We start from the raw sequence: 15,463 nt of genomic DNA on the forward strand, positions 1-15,463 counted from the left end.
CTGGGCCACACCCGCCGAATTCGCCCGTCATTGCAGGCAATTGCCTGCAATGACGATCTCAGAGGAGCCGGAAATCCCTACTTCCGCGCGGTACTGAATCGGGTACAGGGTCATCATCGCAACGACTCCGGCAGCCCACGGACGCGCGCGTGAACTGAGCACGTGACCCCGGCAAGAAGAAACACTAGCAAACCCCCGCGTTATCACCCAAGAAACTGCGGCGTCCTCTTCTCAACAAACGCCGACACCGCTTCCCGGTGATCAACCGTCTGGTGCGACATCACCTGGAACGCCGCCGACAACTCCAGCAAGGTATCCAGCCGCGTGTGCAATGCCTCTCGCAGCAAGCGCTTGGCCAGTCGCACAGCATGCGGCGGGTTGGCCGCGATGGCATCGGCGAGTTCGCGCGCCGTGGGCAGCAGTTGATCGTGAGGGACGACGCGTGAGACCAGGTTCCACTCGGCCGCCTGTGTGGCGCTGATCATCTGACCCGTGAGCGTGAGTTCGGTCGCGCGCGACAGGCCGATGAGGCGCGGCAGCAGCCAGGCGCCGCCGTCGCCCGGGATGATGCCGAGCTTGACGAAGCTCTCGGCGAATTTGGCGTGCTCGGACGCGACGCGGATGTCGCACATGCAGGCGAGGTCCAGGCCGGCACCGATGGCCGCGCCGTTGACTGCCGCGATCACCGGCACCTCGAGGTTGAACAGTGCCAGCGTGAGCTTCTGGATGCCCAGGCGGTATTCGCGGCGCAGTTCCATGCCCGGCATCTCGGCATAGCGCCCCATGTCCTTGACGTTGCCTCCCGACGAAAACACCGAGCCCGCGCCCGTGAGGATGACGGCGCGCACCGAGTGGTCGGCGTGGATGCGGTCGATCGCCGCCAGGAACTCCGGCACGGCACTGTTGCCCGTGAGGGGGTTGCGCCGCTCGGGGTCGTTCATCGTCAGGGTGACGATGTGGCCTTCCTGTTCGTAGTTCAGAAATGCGTTCACAGAATGTTCTCTATCATGAAATCGAGCACCGTTTGTTGCGGCTGCGCCAGCACGGCCTCGCCGACCACGCGGTTCCAGTACAGCTCCGAGCCGTCGGCCATGCGCCATTCGTGCAGGCGCCGGGTGTAGAGCTGGAGGTCGAATTCTTCGGTGACACCGATGGCGCCGTGCAAAGCGTGCGCGGTGGAGGCGACGAGCGCCACGGATGCGCTGGTGCGGGCCTTGGCCGTTGCCGTGGGCAAGCGGGGTGGCACCTGGGCGCCGGCGGGAAAGGCGAGCTCGGCGGCCATGCCGGCGCAGGCCACGTGTTCGGCCATCACGCTGAGCTGGTGTTGCACGGCCTGGAACTTGCCGATGGCCTTGCCGAACTGCGCGCGGTCGTTGCAGTAGCCCAGCGCCATGCCGAACACGCGTTCCATGGCGCCCGCCATGGCCGCGGCGTGGATCGCGGCGCTGAACACGGCGACCTGCTCGCCCCGATCACCCACGGGTGCGGTCACCGCATCAGCCGGCCAGAACAGGGCCGCGCTCAGGCCGCCGCGCACACCGGTGGCGGTGCGTGTGGCGCGTGCGGCGTCCAGCAGCAAGCACAGGCCGTCGACGTTGACCAGCACCCAGTCGGCGGTCAAGCCAAAGGCCACGCTTGCGGCGCTGACGCCGCCATCCGCGGCACGGCGGCCGTGGCCGGCGAGCGTGACCATGCCCGTGGGCAACGCCACGCCGTCACCCAACAGCGCGCGGGCCGCGATGCTTTGCGCCGCGGGCACCGGCAGGGCGTGGCGGCCGAAGGCGACGAAGATGGGGAAGACCGCGTCGAGCGCGAGGCCCGCGCCGTCCGCCGCTTCCGAGGCCATGAGCTCCAGAAAGCCCGCGTCGGCCAGGGCGCTCCAGAGCGCGGTGGCCGGCGCGCCGTTCTCGATGGCGCGGACGGCCGCGGGCGTGCACTGGTCCGTGAGGATGTTGTCGATGGCTTCTGTGAACATGGGTGCTCCTGTTCGCCGCGCTTCAGCGCAGCCCCAGACCGCGGGCGATCATGCCGCGGAGGATTTCGCGCGTGCCGCCGCGCAGAGAGAAGGTGGGTGAGATCTGGCTCAGGTAGGCGACGGTGCGGAGCAGGTCCGGGTCCACCGGGCGGGTGGGGTCTGCGGCGATGGCGGCTTCGATGGCGGCGGGAATCGCTTGCTCGAACTCGGTGCCGATGTCCTTGACCAACGCGGCCTCGACCACCGGGCTTTCACCGCGCGCGAGCTTGGCCGTGACGGCCACCGAGAGGCTGCGCAGCGTGGCCAGTTGGGTCACGAAGCTGCCCACCAGTGCGGCGTCGCCGCTGGCGGCACCGGTCGCTCGCAGGGTCGCGATCCACGTGTCGAGCAGCACCACGCTGGAGTACAGGCGCTCGGGGCCGCTGCGCTCGAAGGCAAGCTCGGCATTGACCTGGGCCCAGCCACTGCCTTCTTCGCCCACCAGGGTGTCCTGGGCCAGCAGCACGTCGTCGAACGTGACTTCCGAGAAGTGGGCATCGCCCGCCAGGTCGACGATGGGGCGCACCGTGATACCGGGCAGCGACAGATCCACGATGAACTGCGACAGGCCTTGCTGTCGGTCTTCGGGCGTGCCGGAGGTGCGCACGAGCGCGATCATGTAGTGGGACCGGTGCGCGTTGGTGGTCCAGATTTTTCGGCCGGACAGGCGCCAGCCGCCCTCGCAAGGGGTTGCGCGGCTGCGCACGCTGGCGAGGTCGGAGCCCGCGTTGGGTTCGCTCATGCCGATGCAGAAAAAGGCCTGCCCGGCGCAGATGCGTGGCAGGTAAAAGTCTTTCTGCGCGGGGGTGCCGAACTTGTTGATGAGCGGGCCGCTTTGCCGGTCCGCGATCCAGTGGGCCGCCACGGGCGCACCGGCGGCCAGCAGTTCTTCCACCAGCACAAAACGCTGGAAGGCATCAAGCCCGGCACCGCCATAGGCCGCGGGCAGGGTGATGCCGACCCAACCGCGCGCCGCCAGTTGCTGGCTGAACGCGGCGCTGAAACCCATCCAGCTGCGTGCCCGCACGGCCGGCGCGGCGGGTGCCAGGTGTTGCGCCAGAAACTCGCGCACGTTGGCGCGAAAAGCCTCGGCTTGTGCAGGCAACCGGGCGAGGCGGAAGGCATCCAGCAAGTGGCTCATCGTCCATCTCCGTGGGCGGGAATCTCGCCCGATGTGAGCGCGTTGGCTGCCGCCTGGCGCACCAGTGCGGGAATGTGGTCGCCGAGTTCATCGGCGTCCCAGCGGCCCGGTTTGTCAATGCGCGGCCCGGCGCGCCAGCCCTCGGCCACGGTGATGCGACCCCCCAGCACGCCGAACACGCGGCCGGTGACATCGGCCGATGCTTCGCTGCCCAGCCAGGCCACCAGCGGCGCCACGTTGGCCGGGTCCAGCGGGTCAAAGCCCGTCGGTGCGCCGGCCGTGTACTTGGCGCCGTGCACCGCGAAGATGTCGGCGGTGAGGCGGCTCATGGCGGTGGGGTAGATCGCGTTGACGGTGACGCCGTAGCGCTCCAGTTCGCGCGCAGCGATCACGGTCATGGCGGCGATGCCGGCCTTGGCCGCGCCGTAGTTGGTCTGGCCGGGGTTGCAGTACAGGCCGGAGGACGAACTGGTGTTGATCAGCCGCCCGCTGCGCTGGCGCCCGGCCTTGGATTCGTTGCGCCAGTAGGCGGCCGCGTGGTGCGCGGGCGCGAAGGTGCCGCGCAGGTGCACGCGGATCACGGCATCGAGGTCTTCGGCGGTCATGTTGACGAGCGTGCGGTCGCGCAGGATGCCGGCGTTGTTGACCAGCACGTCCAGGCCGCCGAAGGTGTCGATGGCCATGTCGACCATGCGTTTCGCGCCATCCCAGTCGGCCACGTCGTCGGTGTTGACCACGGCTTCGCCGCCCATGGCGCGGATCTGCGCCACCACGTCTTGCGCGGGACCGGTGGCGGCGCCAGAGCCGTCGCCTTGGCCACCCAGGTCGTTGACCACGACCCGGGCGCCCTGGCGAGCGAATTCGAGTGCGTACTCGCGGCCGATGCCGCGGCCAGCGCCGGTGATGACGACCACGCGGTCCTTGCAAAGCCGATTCATTCTTTGTTCCTCGTTTACTTCTGCGAAAGGTCGACCAGCTTCGAAAGAGCGCGGTAGCGCGCGGTTTCCGAAGCGATCATCTCGCCCATTTCCTTGCTGCCGACGGTATAGACCTCGGCGCCTGCCGTCTCGGTGACGTAGGTCTTGAATTCGGGCTGCTCCATGGCCTTGAGCAGCGCAGTCTCCAGCGTCTTCACGGCCGGCTCGGGCGTCTTGGCAGCAACGCCTAGGCCGATCCACACATACAGGTCGTAGTTCGGCTGACCGCTCTCGCGCACCGTGGGCACGTTGGCAAGCTTGGGGTGGCGCTCCTTGCTGGTCACGGCCAGTGGCCTGACCTTGCCGGCCGCGATCAGCGGCAGCGCGCCGCCGATGTCGAGCAGCGCCAGCTCCACCTGGCCGCCCATCAGGTCGGTCTGCACCTGGCCGGGTGACTTGTAGGTGATGTAGTTGAACTCGACGCCTGCGCCTTGCTGCAACATCAGCGCGCCGATGCGGTAGTGGTTGCTGTAGCTGGCCATGCTCACGCTCTTGGGACTTTTCTGGGCCGCCGCCATCGCTTCGGCATAGGTCTTGTAGGGCGACGTGGCGCCGGTCACCAGCACCGCGGCGCTGCGCAGCATGGTGGCCAGCGGGCGCAGGTCTTTCTGCGCGTCGTAGGGAAGGCGCTCGTTGATCAGCGGATTGATCACCATCGACGAGGGCGAGAGCATGAGCACGCTGTAGCCGTCGGCCGGCGAGGCCAGCAGGCTCTGCACCGCCAGCACGGCGTCGCCGCCCGGCTTGTTTTCGATGAAGGTGGACTGGCCGCCGAGTTCCGACACGACGAGCCTGGCCACCAGGCGCGTGATCGTGTCCGAGCCACTGCCGGGACCCAGCGGCACGATGAACCGCACCGGGCGGCTGGACGGACTCTGTGCCATGGCAGACGGCAGCGCAGCGGCCGTCAACAACACCGACAGTGCCAGGCCGAAAAGGCGCCGAGGCAGGTTCGTTTCAAAAGTCATGCGTGTCTCCTGGGTGGGTGGGGGTGAACGGTCTGATCAATGTGGGGTGAGGCTGGCCAGCCGCGCGGCTTGCGCGTCGGCGTCGCCGAAGAGGTGGTCCAGCACGTGGATGTGGCGCAGGCAATGGCCCACGGCGTACTCCTCGGTCATGCCGATGCCGCCGTGCAACTGGATCGCGGTCTGGCACAAGGCCCGCGCGTAACGCCCGATGGCGAGCTTGGCGCGGGGCAGGTCGGTGGCGGACTCGGGGGAGGCCGTGTCGTCCACCGCGACCGCTGCGGCGACCGCCATGCTGCGTGCCATCTCCAGGCCCACGGCCATCTCCGCAATGCGGTGGCGCAGCGCCTGGTACTCGCCAATCACGCGGCCGAATTGCTGGCGTGTGTTCACGTAGGCGGTGGTCAAGGCGAAGGCGGTTTCCATCGTGCCCACCATGTCGGCGCACACGGCCGCCGTGCCGGTCGCGAGGGTGGCGCGCACGGCGGCCAGCGCGCGCGCGCCGTCGGCCGGATCGCCCAGCGGCACCGCGATGGCGCCTGCCAGACGCAGCTCACCCGCGGGCGTGTCGTCCACCAACCGGAAGGGCCGCAGCTGGGTGCCGCTGGCGCCTGCGTCCACCAGGAACAAGGCCAGACCGTGGGGCTCGTCGTGCAGGCCACCCAGACGGGCGCTGACAATGAAGTGGTCGGCCGCACTGGCGTGCAACACCAGAGATTTGCTGCCGTCCAGCACCCACTGGTCGCCGGTGCGCCGCGCGCGGGTCTCGATCCCGCAGAGGGGGACATGCCTGGACGCGGCTTCGTCGTGGGCCCAGGCCAGGCGCCGCTCACCGCTGGCCACGGCGGGCAGCAGGGCGTCCATCTGCAGCTCGCTGGCCACCTGGCTAACGGCGGTGGCGCCCAGCACCGTCGAGGCCAGATACGGCTCCAGCAGCAGCGCGCGCCCGAAGGCCTGCATGACGGGAAGCCGGTCCACCGCGCCGCCGCCCAGGCCACCGTGCGCCTCGGGAATGCCCAATGCAGTGACACCAAATTCACCGAGGTCGCGCCAGCGGTCGGGGCTCCAACCGGCGTCGCTGGCGGCGATGGCGCGGCGCTTCTCGAAGCTGTACTGCACATCGAGCATGCGCGTCAGGCTCTGCGACAGCTGTTCTTGTTCCGGGGTCAGGTCGAAGTTCATGGCTTATCCCAGAAGCGTTTTGGCCAGGATGTCCTTCTGCACCTCGCTGGACCCGCCGAAGATGGTGGTCGCGCGGTGAAAGAAGTAGCGGCTGGCCGTCGCCGCGTAGGGGTGCAAGGACGCGTCGCCCTCGGCCGGGCGCCGCTCCAGTCCGCCGAGCCCGGACAGGCGGGCCAGCAGCGCACTCAGCTCCTGGATCAACTCGGAGCCCTTGAGCTTGAGCACCGAGGCAAAGCCGGGCGTGCCGCGCGCGATGTCGGGGTTGAGCAGGAAGCGCCAGTTGGTCAATTCCAGCGCGCGGATTTCAGCGCCGAGGGCTGCCAGCTCCATCTGCAACTTCGGGTCGTCCAGCAAGCGGGCGGCGCCGTTGTAGATGTTGGCCGCGAGTTCGCGCGCGTAGTCCAGGCGCTCCCAGCACAGGCCCACGTTGGCGATGGTGGCGCGCTCGCTGCTCAGCAGGAACTTGGCGCAGTCCCAGCCACGGCCTTCTTCGCCGACCAACTGAGTCACCGGAACACGCACCTGGTCGAAGAACACCTCGTTGAGGTGGTGCTGCGCGTCGATGGATACGATGGGCCGGATCGACACGCCGGGGCTCTTCATGTCGATCAACAGGAAGGAAATGCCGTCCTGCTTGCGCGCCGACTGTTCGGTGCGCACCAGCGCAAAAATCCAGTCGGCGTGGTGGGCGGACGTGGTCCAGATCTTCTGGCCGTCGACGACATAGTGGTCGCCGTCGCGCACCGCACGGGTGCGCAGCGAGGCCAGGTCCGAGCCGGCGTTGGGCTCCGAGAAACCCTGGCAGAACCACAGGTCCAGGTTGGCGAGCTTGGGCAGGAAGAAACGCTTCTGTTCCTCCGTGCCATAGCGCAGCAGCACCGGGCCCAGCATGGCGATGTTGAAGCCCAGGGGCATGGGCGCTGCGGCGCGGGCCATTTCGTCCAGCAGGATCAGGCGTTCCTCGATCCCCAGGCCGGCACCGCTGTATTCGGTGGGCCAGTGGGGCGCGACCCAGCCGCGCTCGTTGAGGATGCGGTGCCAGGCCACGGTGTCCTCCTTGCGCGGCGGGTGGCCACGGCGCAGGCGGTTGCGGATGTCTTCGGGCAGGCGGTCCCGGATGAAGGCGCGCACCTCTTCACGGAACGCGGCCTGGGAAGGGGTGGGCTTGAGGTCCATCTCAGTGCTTGCCGTACAGCGTGACCACACAGGCGCCGCCCAGCCCGAGGTTGTGGGCCAGGGCGAGCCGCGCGCCTTCGACCTGGCGCTGCTCGGCGCTGCCGCGCAACTGGTGCGTGAGTTCGTAGCACTGCGCCAGGCCCGTGGCGCCCAGCGGATGGCCCTTGGACAGCAGGCCTCCCGAGGGGTTGATCACGACCTGGCCGCCATAGGTGTTGTCGCCGTCCGCGACGAATTTCTCGGCGCCGCCTTCGGGGCAGAACCCCAGCGACTCATAGCTGATCACCTCGTTCTGGGCGAAGCAGTCGTGCAGTTCGCAGACGTCGATGTCCCCGGGGCCGATGCCGGCTTTCTCGTACACCACGCCCACCGCCGCCTGGGTCATGTGGGTACCCACCCAGCTCAGCATGGAGGGTGGATCGAACGAAGCCTTGGGGTCGGTGGTCAGCGCCTGCGCCAGGATCTGCACGTCGGTGCGCAGGCCGTGCTTCTTCGCAAAACGCTCGGACACCAGCAGCGCGGCGGCGCCACCGCAAGTGGGTGGGCAGGCCATCAGGCGGGTCATCACGCCGGGCCACAGCTCGGTGTCGGCCATCACGTCCTCGGTCGTCAGCACCTTGCGGAACAGCGCCAGGGGGTTGTTGGCCGCGTGCCGGCTGGCCTTGGCGCGCACTGCGGCAAAGGTTTCCATGCGGGTGCCGTAGCGCTGCATGTGCTCGCGCCCGGCGCCCGCGAAAGTGCGAACCGCCTGCGGCATGTCAGCCATGTCCTCGGTGAGGCCGCGCAGCACGGGCATGAAGCGCTCGCGCGTCACAGGGCGGTCGCTCCAGTGCGACTTGAGCGCGCCCGATTGCATCTGCTCGAACCCCAGCGCCAGCACGCAATCCGCGGAGCCCGATTCGATGGCCTTGCGTGCGAGGTAGAGCGCGGTGGAGCCGGTGGAGCAGTTGTTGTTGACGTTGACGACCGGGATGCCCGTCATGCCGACTTCGTAGAGGGCGGTCTGGCCGCACGTGGAGTCGCCGTAGACATAGCCGACGTAGGCCTCCTGCACCAGGTCGTAGGCAATGCCGGCATCGGCCAGCGCGCGGCGGGCGGCTTCGGCGCCCATCTCGGTGTAGCTTGGGCTGGCACCGGGTTTGGCGAAGGGAATCATGCCGACGCCGGCGACCAGAACGGTTTCACTCATGGGGTTTTCTCCTGGGGGAATTCGGGGGGTTACAACTGGCGCGCGATCAGCTCGCGCTGGACCTCGCTGGTGCCGCCGAATACGCGCGCGATGCGGTAGTCGGTGAAGGCGCGGGCGATGGGGTACTCCAGCATGTAGCCGTAGCCGCCGTGCAGCTGCACCATGTCGTCGATGCACTTCCACAGCGTCTCGGTGGCGAAGAGCTTGGCGATGGCCGCCTCCTGCACGGTGATGCGGCGCTGCATGTGCTGGGCGATGTAGTGATCGACCAGGGTGCGCACGGCCACGGCCTGGGCCTTGATGTCGGCCAGTTTGAACTTGGTGTTCTGGAAATCCCAGACCACCTGGCCAAAGGCCTTGCGCTCCTTGACGTACTCGACGGTTTGTTCCAGCAGGCGTTCGAGCTTGGCGGCCGAGTACGCCGCGATGATCAGGCGTTCCTGCGCCAGTTCCTGCATCAGGTAGGCGAAGCCCTTGTTGGGCTCGCCGAGCAGGTTGTTGGCGGGCACACGCACGTTGTCGAAAAACATCTCGGTGGTGTCGGCGGCGGGCTGGCCCACCTTGTCCAGCTTGCGTCCGCGGCGGAAGCCTTCGCGGTCGGTCTCGACCATGATCAGGCTCACGCCTTTGGCCCCTGCTGCCGGGTCCGTCTTGCACGCCACCAGCGCCATGTCGCAGTTCAGGCCGTTGCTGATGAAGGTCTTGCTGCCATTGATGACGTACTCGTCCCCATCGAGCACGGCAGTCGTGCGGACCGCCTTCAGGTCGGAGCCGGTGCCTGGCTCGGTCATCGCGATCGCCATGATGGTCTCGCCGCTGCACATCCTGGGCAACCAGCGTTGCTTCTGTTCTTCGGTGCCGAAGCGCACGACATAGGGCGCGGTGATGTCCGAGTGCACCGAGAGGCTGAAGCCGGACACGCCGGAGCGGTGCAGCTCCTCGGCCAGGACGGCGGAGTGGCCAAAGTCGCCACCACCACCGCCATAGGCTTCGGGGACGGTGACGCACAGCAGTCCCTCGCGCCCGGCCTTCAGCCAGGTTTCGCGGTCGGTGCGCCCGGCCTTGTCCCATTCGGCCTGGCGGGGCAGGCATTCGCGTTCGAAGAAGCGGCGCGCGGTGTCGCGCAGCATCTCGTGGTCTTCGCGGTAGACGGTGCGGTGGATGTTCAACTCAATCTCCTGTCGATGTGGGCCCGCAAGGCGCTCCGCGCAGCGGAGCCAGGGCTTTCGATCGATTGTGAGAATTGAGGTGGGGATTGACTCCACCCACGTTGGGGGGCGGCGGCTGGAGGGGCTTTCGGCCGAGAGGTTCTACCGATGGGCGTCGGCGCTCAACGCGTCAGCGTCGCAGATGACCAGACCTTCGCGCTCGATGCGGATCAGACCGTGACGCTCCATGTCTTTCAGGTGCGAGTTCACGTGTTGGCGAGAGCACCGCACGAGCTTCGCGAGTTGCCCCTGTGTCAAGTCCAGACCGATTCGAACCCGACCGCGGTGCGGGTGGGTCGGCACGCCGTGCGCCTGGCCCAGTGACAGCAGGTGCTTGACCAGCCGCGTGCGCACCGTCTGCTGATGGATATCGTCTCGCTCCAGCAGCAGGTGGCGAAGTTGTTGCGCTTGCAAGCGCAGCACGGCCAGGCACAGGTCCGCATTGGCGGCCAGGATCTGTTGGAGTTGTGGCGACTTGACCTGCAGGACGGCGCTGTTCCCTACCGAAAAGACATCGTGCACGGCACGTTCCCCGTCAAACAGGGCAGGATCGCAAAACCAGGTGCCCGGGCGCAAATAGGTCAACGTGGTTTGATGGCCGGATGCGCTGGTGGAGCTGATGCGAAGCGCGCCACTGGCGCACGCAAACCAGGCATCCCCCGGCGCACCTTGCGCGGCGATCAGCTCGCCGTCCGCATGGCGTTTGACCACGGCGTGGCGCAGTAGATCGTGCCGGGACGCCGCCGACAGGTGGCAGAACCAGCGATCGCCATTGACGGCGGCACGCTCTTCGGCGGACAGGTTCACAACGGGCATGTGCGCAGGCCGGCGCGTGCGGCACGCCGGGGGAACGCCGCGGGAGTCGGTTCAAGGCGCGTGTCCATGGGGTCGAAAGCCGGTCGTCAGAGGGCTTGCACGAACTCGGGCACGGCGGTGAACAGATCGGCCTCCAGGCCGTAGTCGGCGACCGAGAAGATCGGCGCCTCCGGGTCCTTGTTGATCGCCACGATCACCTTGGAATCCTTCATGCCGGCCAGGTGCTGAATGGCGCCCGAGATGCCACAGGCGATATAGAGTTGCGGTGCCACGATCTTGCCGGTTTGCCCCACCTGAAGGTCGTTCGCGGCGTAGCCGGCGTCCACCGCCGCGCGGCTCGCGCCCATCGCCGCGCAGAGCTTGTCGGCGAGCGGCGTGAGCACTTCCTGGAACTTGTCCGCGCTGCCCAGCGCACGGCCACCCGAGACGATGATCTTGGCGGCGGTCAGCTCGGGACGGTCGCTCTTGGTGACTTCGCGGCCCACGAAACGGCTCTTGCCGCTGTCGGCCACAACGGCCACCGATTCGATCGGTGCATTGCCACCAGTGGCTGCCGCGGCATCGAAGCCGGTTGTTCGAACGGTGATCACCTTGATGGCATCGCCGCTTTGCAGCGTGGCGATGGCGTTGCCCGCGTAGATCGGGCGCTCGAAGGTGTCGGGGCTCACCACCGCGGTGATGTCGCTGATCTGCGCCACATCGAGCTTGGCCGCCACGCGCGGCGCCACGTTCTTGCCGCTGGCGGTCGCGGGGAAGAGGATGTGGCTGTGGCCGCTGGCGATCGACACGATCTGCGCGGCCACGTTTTCGGCGAGTCCTTCGGCCAGGCTCAAACCATCGGCCGCGATGACCTTGCCCACACCGGCGATCTGGCTGGCCGCCTGGGCCACGTCGGCGGCGTTGTGTCCGGCCACCAGCACGTGGACAGGGGTGCCGATGGCCAATGCGGCCGTCACCGTGTTCAGGGTCGCCGCCTTCAGCGATCGGTTGTCGTGTTCTGCAATGACGAGGATGGTCATGTCTGTATGTCCTTTGCGATGGGCCTCAAATGACCTTGGCTTCGTTCCTGAGCTTGTCCACCAGCGTGGCCATGTCGGGCACCTTGATGCCGGCACCGCGCTGGGGCGGCTCGGTGACCTTCAGGGTCTTCAGGCGCGGAGCCACGTCCACGCCCAGCGCATCGGGCTTGATGGTGTCGATGGGCTTCTTTTTGGCTTTCATGATGTTGGGCAGCGTCACGTAGCGCGGCTCGTTCAGGCGCAGGTCCGCCGTGATGACGGCCGGCAGGCTCAGGCAAACGGTCTCCAGACCGCTGTCGACTTCGCGCACCACGGTGACGTGGCCGTCCTCAAGCTCCACCTTGCCCGCGAAGGCGCCCTGGGGAAGATCGGCCAGCGCCGCCAGCATCTGGCCGGTCTGGTTGGCGTCGTCGTCGATGGCCTGCTTGCCCAGGATGATCAGTTGCGGCTGCTCCCTGTCCACCAACGCCTTGAGCAGCTTGGCCACGGCCAGGGGCTGCAGCTCGGCGTCGGTTTCCACCAGGATGCCGCGGTCCGCGCCGAGGGCCATGGCGGTGCGCAGCGTTTCCTGGCACTGGGCCACGCCGCACGACACGGCAATGACTTCCGAGGCCTTTCCCTTCTCCTTGAGCCGAACCGCTTCCTCGACCGCGATTTCGTCGAAGGGGTTCATGCTCATCTTGACGTTCGCCAGGTCGATGCCCGAGCCGTCGTTCTTCACGCGAACCTTGATGTCCTTGTCGACCACCCGTTTGACGGGAACCAGAATCTTCACGCTGTCTCTCCTTGATGGGGCATGGCTTGCAAGTAGGCCAGCGTTGCACCGGATTGGCCCCACCCGGTTTGGGGGGGAGGTCAACGGCTGGATGCGTGCGGCACAATGAGTTTCCCTTCTGCAGCTGAGATCAAGAGGATCGTTCGATATGACAGGCCCGTCCCTCCAGACCACGCGGCGAAGTCGGTCACCGACGCCCAGGACCGCTCTGGATCCGCGAACGGTTCCGCCTCCGATGCCGCGTGGCGTTGTCAAACGCAAGGCCTTGATTGCACAGCTGCACGAAGCGCGCCATCGACGCTGCTTCGTGCTGCAGGGGCCGGCAGGGTGCGGAAAGAGCACGGCCTTGGTGGCCTGGGCGCGAACACTGGAGCCAATGGGTTTTGACATCGCATGGCTGACCCTGTCGACACAGGACAACGAGCTCACGCATCTGTTCGACGGATTGCTGGCCACGCTTTCTCAAGTCAATGCCGCCATCGTGACGGAGGCGGCCCAGCTGGCCGGACGCGGACAGCAACCGGATGCGCTGGAGTCTCTGGCGGTCACGCTGGTGCGTGCCATCGCCTCGCATCGACGCGAGTTGCTGCTGGTCATTGACGATCTTCACCACCTGAACGATGCGCGTGCCATCGAGGTGCTCCAGTGGATACTGGATTACGCCCCACCCAATCTGCACCTGGCGCTGGCCTCGCGCGGTGCCGTGCCGCTGTCCCTGGCGCGATCGCGCGCGCAAGCGATGGCGCTCGAGCTCGACCTGCGAGACCTTCGCCTCTCGGAGGAAGAATCGCTGGAGCTTTTGCAGACGCTGGTCGTTGACATTCCGACCAGGAACGCGCGGGCACTGCATGAGCTTGCCGACGGATGGGTCCTTGGCCTGCAGCTGTTGGCCGCCGAATGGAATGCCCGCAGCGCGCGTGGGGGTGAGCCGCCGTCGGTAGAAGCGTTCCAGCGTGTACACGTGGCGGATGCCGATGCCTTCACCGTCTTCTTCGAGCGGGAAGTGCTGGGCCGGCTGACGCACGCCGAGCTCGAGTTTCTCACCAGCGCCTCGATCTGCGAGCGCTTCACCGCATCGCTGAGCGCAAGTCTGGCGGGCCGTCCCGAGGCCGTCGGCGAGGCGATAGCCCTGCTGGTCTCCCTCAAGCACAACAACCTGTTCATCAACTGCCGCGAGGCGCCTGGACAGGAGAGTTCGTATGCGCTGAACCCCTTGTTGCGCCAGACACTGCAGAACCGTTTGCTGCGGCGTGGTCAAGCCGACCAGAAGCGGGTGCATGCGCTGGCCTGGCAGTGGTTCCGCGACCACGATCAGTTCGAGGATGCGGTGCGCCACGCCGTGATGGCGGGAGAGCCCGCCGCGGCTGCCGACCTGGTCGAGCGTGCCGCCTACCGCCTGCGCGGGCAGGGGAACATGCGAATGCTGGTGCGGATGATGGGCCAGTTGCCCGAGGATCAGGTCAATGCCCGCCTCGGATTGCGACTGTGGAAGATTCGTCTGCAGATTTTCACGCGTGACCTGGAGGGGGCTGCCAGCAGCCTCCAGCAACTGGAGCATGAGTATCCGGGGCGCCAGAATCCGGAGCACTTTGCGACCGTGCTGGTGAAAGCGTCGCTTGCGGTGCAACGCGATCAGGTGCACGAGTTCCTTTCCGTGCTGCCGCAACTTCTGGAAGGGCCTGCTCGGTCGGATGCCGTTTCCATGGGGGCGCGCAACAACCTGCTGACCTGGCTCTACCTTCAGCAAGGCGACTATGCGCGCGCGCGGCAGGTGCAGATGGATGCCACGCCACTGGTGCTGGACGGCATGCCTCTGCTGGGCGGTGCCGTCGGGAGCTTGCAGGGGCGTTGCCTGGTGGGGCTGACGTATGCGCTTGAAGGCCAGATGACGCAGGCCGAGCGTGTCTACCGCGACGTGATGTACGAGGCCGAGCGTGGCGGTGGACCCAGCCATGGACCGGGACTTCTCGCCGCGGCGCTGCTCGCGGAAGTGCTCTACGAGATCGATGACAGGCAAGGCGTTCTGGCGTTGCTGGAGAGCCGGGTCGACATCCTCGAGCGCATCTCCATTCCCGATGCCGTGCTGCGGGTGATGACCGTGATGTCACGCGCGCACTGGCTGGCCGGGCAGCGCCTGGAGGCCTTTTCTTACCTCGAGCGTCTGGAGGAGTATGCGACCCGGCAGGGTCTGAAAAGGCTGCTCGCGCACAGCATTGGCGAACAGGTCCGTCGCCATCTGCAGCGTGAGGAGTTCGACCTCGCGCGCAACGGTATCCAGCGGCTGGAGGCCATGCAGACCATGGCACTGGAGCCCGTCAGCGGGCGCTCGAGCGTGATCGGCATGTTGGGTGCCTTTTCGCGGCTGGCCTGGTCCATGGCGAAGGGGGATCTCGATCACGCGGCCGAGCAGATCGAGATGCTGTCACCGGTCTGCGAAGGACGCAAGGAGAGGCGCACAAAGGTGATCCTCTTGATGCGCAAGGCCGTGGTCCAGTGGCGCATGGGTGATGCAGCGGCCGAGCGCACGCTACAGGAGGCGCTTCACCTGGGCCATCGGTTGGGGCTGCTCCGCGCGTTGCTCGACGCGGATGCTGCGGTTCCAAAGATGCTGGAGCAGCTGATGCAGGAGCCTGGCGATCCTGTGCTCGGTTTTTATCTTTCCCGTCTGAGGGCCGCCAGCAGGGAGCCTCTTCCTGCGGGGCCCGTTGCAGCACCGAAGGCGCGCGAGGCAGCGGACTCCGCGGCGAATTTCGTCGAGATGCTGAGCGAGCGGGAGATCGATGTGGTGCGCTGTCTCGCGCAAGCGCTGCCCAACAAGAAGATTGCGCGCAGTCTGGGCGTGACGCCCGAGACCGTGAAGTGGCACTTCAAGAATATCTTCAGCAAGCTGCACGTCAGCAGCCGTGATGAGGCGTTGGCCCGTCTGCGCGACCTCGGATGGAGCGAGACCGACGACACCGCGCGCGGCGGCCCGCTCTGAACCTGGGCGGCCTCGAGCGCC

13 protein-coding genes are annotated in these 15,463 nt (G+C 67.1%); 1 reads left to right on the plus strand and 12 read right to left on the minus strand.

The window, feature by feature from the left end; genetic code table 11:
• Positions 1 to 203: 203 nt before the first annotated feature.
• From FFS09_RS20765 to FFS09_RS20820, 12 genes are all read right to left on the minus strand, one after another.
• Entirely contained in the window at positions 204 to 992 is a 789-nt protein-coding gene (locus FFS09_RS20765) for a crotonase/enoyl-CoA hydratase family protein (RefSeq protein WP_137920811.1), read from the minus strand.
• Positions 989 to 1,975, minus strand: coding sequence for an acyl-CoA dehydrogenase family protein (locus FFS09_RS20770; RefSeq protein WP_137920812.1), 987 nt, complete (start codon positions 1,973 to 1,975; stop codon positions 989 to 991). The genes FFS09_RS20765 and FFS09_RS20770 overlap by 4 nt, the downstream gene beginning before the upstream one ends.
• 22 nt (positions 1,976 to 1,997) lie before the next feature.
• On the minus strand, positions 1,998 to 3,155 hold the full coding sequence (locus FFS09_RS20775; protein WP_137920813.1) for an acyl-CoA dehydrogenase family protein: 1,158 nt from the start codon (positions 3,153 to 3,155) through the stop codon (positions 1,998 to 2,000).
• The gene (locus FFS09_RS20780; protein ID WP_137920814.1) at positions 3,152 to 4,093 is read right to left on the minus strand and encodes an SDR family oxidoreductase; all 942 of its coding nucleotides are present in this window, start codon (positions 4,091 to 4,093) and stop codon (positions 3,152 to 3,154) included. Before FFS09_RS20780 ends, FFS09_RS20775 begins: the two co-directional genes overlap by 4 nt.
• Before the next feature lie 14 nt (positions 4,094 to 4,107).
• Positions 4,108 to 5,100, minus strand: a complete 993-nt coding sequence (locus tag FFS09_RS20785) for a Bug family tripartite tricarboxylate transporter substrate binding protein (RefSeq protein WP_137920815.1) — start codon at positions 5,098 to 5,100, stop codon at positions 4,108 to 4,110.
• A gap of 36 nt (positions 5,101 to 5,136) precedes the next feature.
• On the minus strand, positions 5,137 to 6,279 hold the full coding sequence (locus FFS09_RS20790) for an acyl-CoA dehydrogenase family protein (protein WP_137920816.1): 1,143 nt from the start codon (positions 6,277 to 6,279) through the stop codon (positions 5,137 to 5,139).
• Positions 6,280 to 6,282: 3 nt separating this feature from the next.
• A complete protein-coding gene (locus FFS09_RS20795; RefSeq protein WP_137920817.1) occupies positions 6,283 to 7,455 on the minus strand; it encodes an acyl-CoA dehydrogenase family protein in 1,173 nt (390 codons plus the stop codon).
• 1 nt (position 7,456) lies between these two features.
• Positions 7,457 to 8,644 (minus strand): lipid-transfer protein, encoded by a 1,188-nt coding sequence (locus tag FFS09_RS20800; RefSeq protein WP_137920818.1) that lies wholly within the window; start codon positions 8,642 to 8,644, stop codon positions 7,457 to 7,459.
• Positions 8,645 to 8,673: 29 nt separating this feature from the next.
• Positions 8,674 to 9,813 (minus strand): acyl-CoA dehydrogenase family protein, encoded by a 1,140-nt coding sequence (locus FFS09_RS20805; protein WP_137920819.1) that lies wholly within the window; start codon positions 9,811 to 9,813, stop codon positions 8,674 to 8,676.
• Between the two features lie 141 nt (positions 9,814 to 9,954).
• Positions 9,955 to 10,668 carry a Crp/Fnr family transcriptional regulator gene (locus FFS09_RS20810; protein ID WP_137920820.1) on the minus strand — a complete coding sequence of 238 codons (714 nt, stop codon included), beginning with the start codon at positions 10,666 to 10,668 and terminating at the stop codon, positions 9,955 to 9,957.
• 86 nt (positions 10,669 to 10,754) lie between these two features.
• Positions 10,755 to 11,687 carry an electron transfer flavoprotein subunit alpha/FixB family protein gene (locus tag FFS09_RS20815; RefSeq protein ID WP_137920821.1) on the minus strand — a complete coding sequence of 311 codons (933 nt, stop codon included), beginning with the start codon at positions 11,685 to 11,687 and terminating at the stop codon, positions 10,755 to 10,757.
• A 25-nt stretch (positions 11,688 to 11,712) separates the two neighbouring features.
• Positions 11,713 to 12,462 carry an electron transfer flavoprotein subunit beta/FixA family protein gene (locus tag FFS09_RS20820; protein ID WP_137920822.1) on the minus strand — a complete coding sequence of 250 codons (750 nt, stop codon included), beginning with the start codon at positions 12,460 to 12,462 and terminating at the stop codon, positions 11,713 to 11,715.
• A 235-nt stretch (positions 12,463 to 12,697) separates the two neighbouring features.
• Here FFS09_RS20820 and FFS09_RS20825 point away from each other — a divergent pair, with 235 nt between their 5' ends.
• Positions 12,698 to 15,442 (plus strand): LuxR C-terminal-related transcriptional regulator, encoded by a 2,745-nt coding sequence (locus FFS09_RS20825; protein WP_212745132.1) that lies wholly within the window; start codon positions 12,698 to 12,700, stop codon positions 15,440 to 15,442.
• The last annotated feature ends 21 nt before the right edge of the window (positions 15,443 to 15,463 follow it).

It is taken from the genome of Hydrogenophaga sp. 2FB (assembly GCF_005503365.1).
In the GTDB taxonomy this organism is placed as follows: Bacteria; Pseudomonadota; Gammaproteobacteria; order Burkholderiales; family Burkholderiaceae_C; genus Hydrogenophaga.

Coding starts and splice junctions, on each gene's coding strand:
- FFS09_RS20770 (WP_137920812.1), bottom strand. CDS start 1,975: ATGTTCACAGAAGCCATCGACAACATCCTCACGGACCAGTGCACGCCC.
- FFS09_RS20775 (WP_137920813.1), bottom strand. CDS start 3,155: ATGAGCCACTTGCTGGATGCCTTCCGCCTCGCCCGGTTGCCTGCACAA.
- FFS09_RS20780 (WP_137920814.1), bottom strand. CDS start 4,093: ATGAATCGGCTTTGCAAGGACCGCGTGGTCGTCATCACCGGCGCTGGC.
- FFS09_RS20785 (WP_137920815.1), bottom strand. CDS start 5,100: ATGACTTTTGAAACGAACCTGCCTCGGCGCCTTTTCGGCCTGGCACTG.
- FFS09_RS20790 (WP_137920816.1), bottom strand. CDS start 6,279: ATGAACTTCGACCTGACCCCGGAACAAGAACAGCTGTCGCAGAGCCTG.
- FFS09_RS20795 (WP_137920817.1), bottom strand. CDS start 7,455: ATGGACCTCAAGCCCACCCCTTCCCAGGCCGCGTTCCGTGAAGAGGTG.
- FFS09_RS20800 (WP_137920818.1), bottom strand. CDS start 8,644: ATGAGTGAAACCGTTCTGGTCGCCGGCGTCGGCATGATTCCCTTCGCC.
- FFS09_RS20810 (WP_137920820.1), bottom strand. CDS start 10,668: ATGCCCGTTGTGAACCTGTCCGCCGAAGAGCGTGCCGCCGTCAATGGC.
- FFS09_RS20815 (WP_137920821.1), bottom strand. CDS start 11,687: ATGACCATCCTCGTCATTGCAGAACACGACAACCGATCGCTGAAGGCG.
- FFS09_RS20825 (WP_212745132.1), top strand. CDS start 12,698: ATGCCGCGTGGCGTTGTCAAACGCAAGGCCTTGATTGCACAGCTGCAC.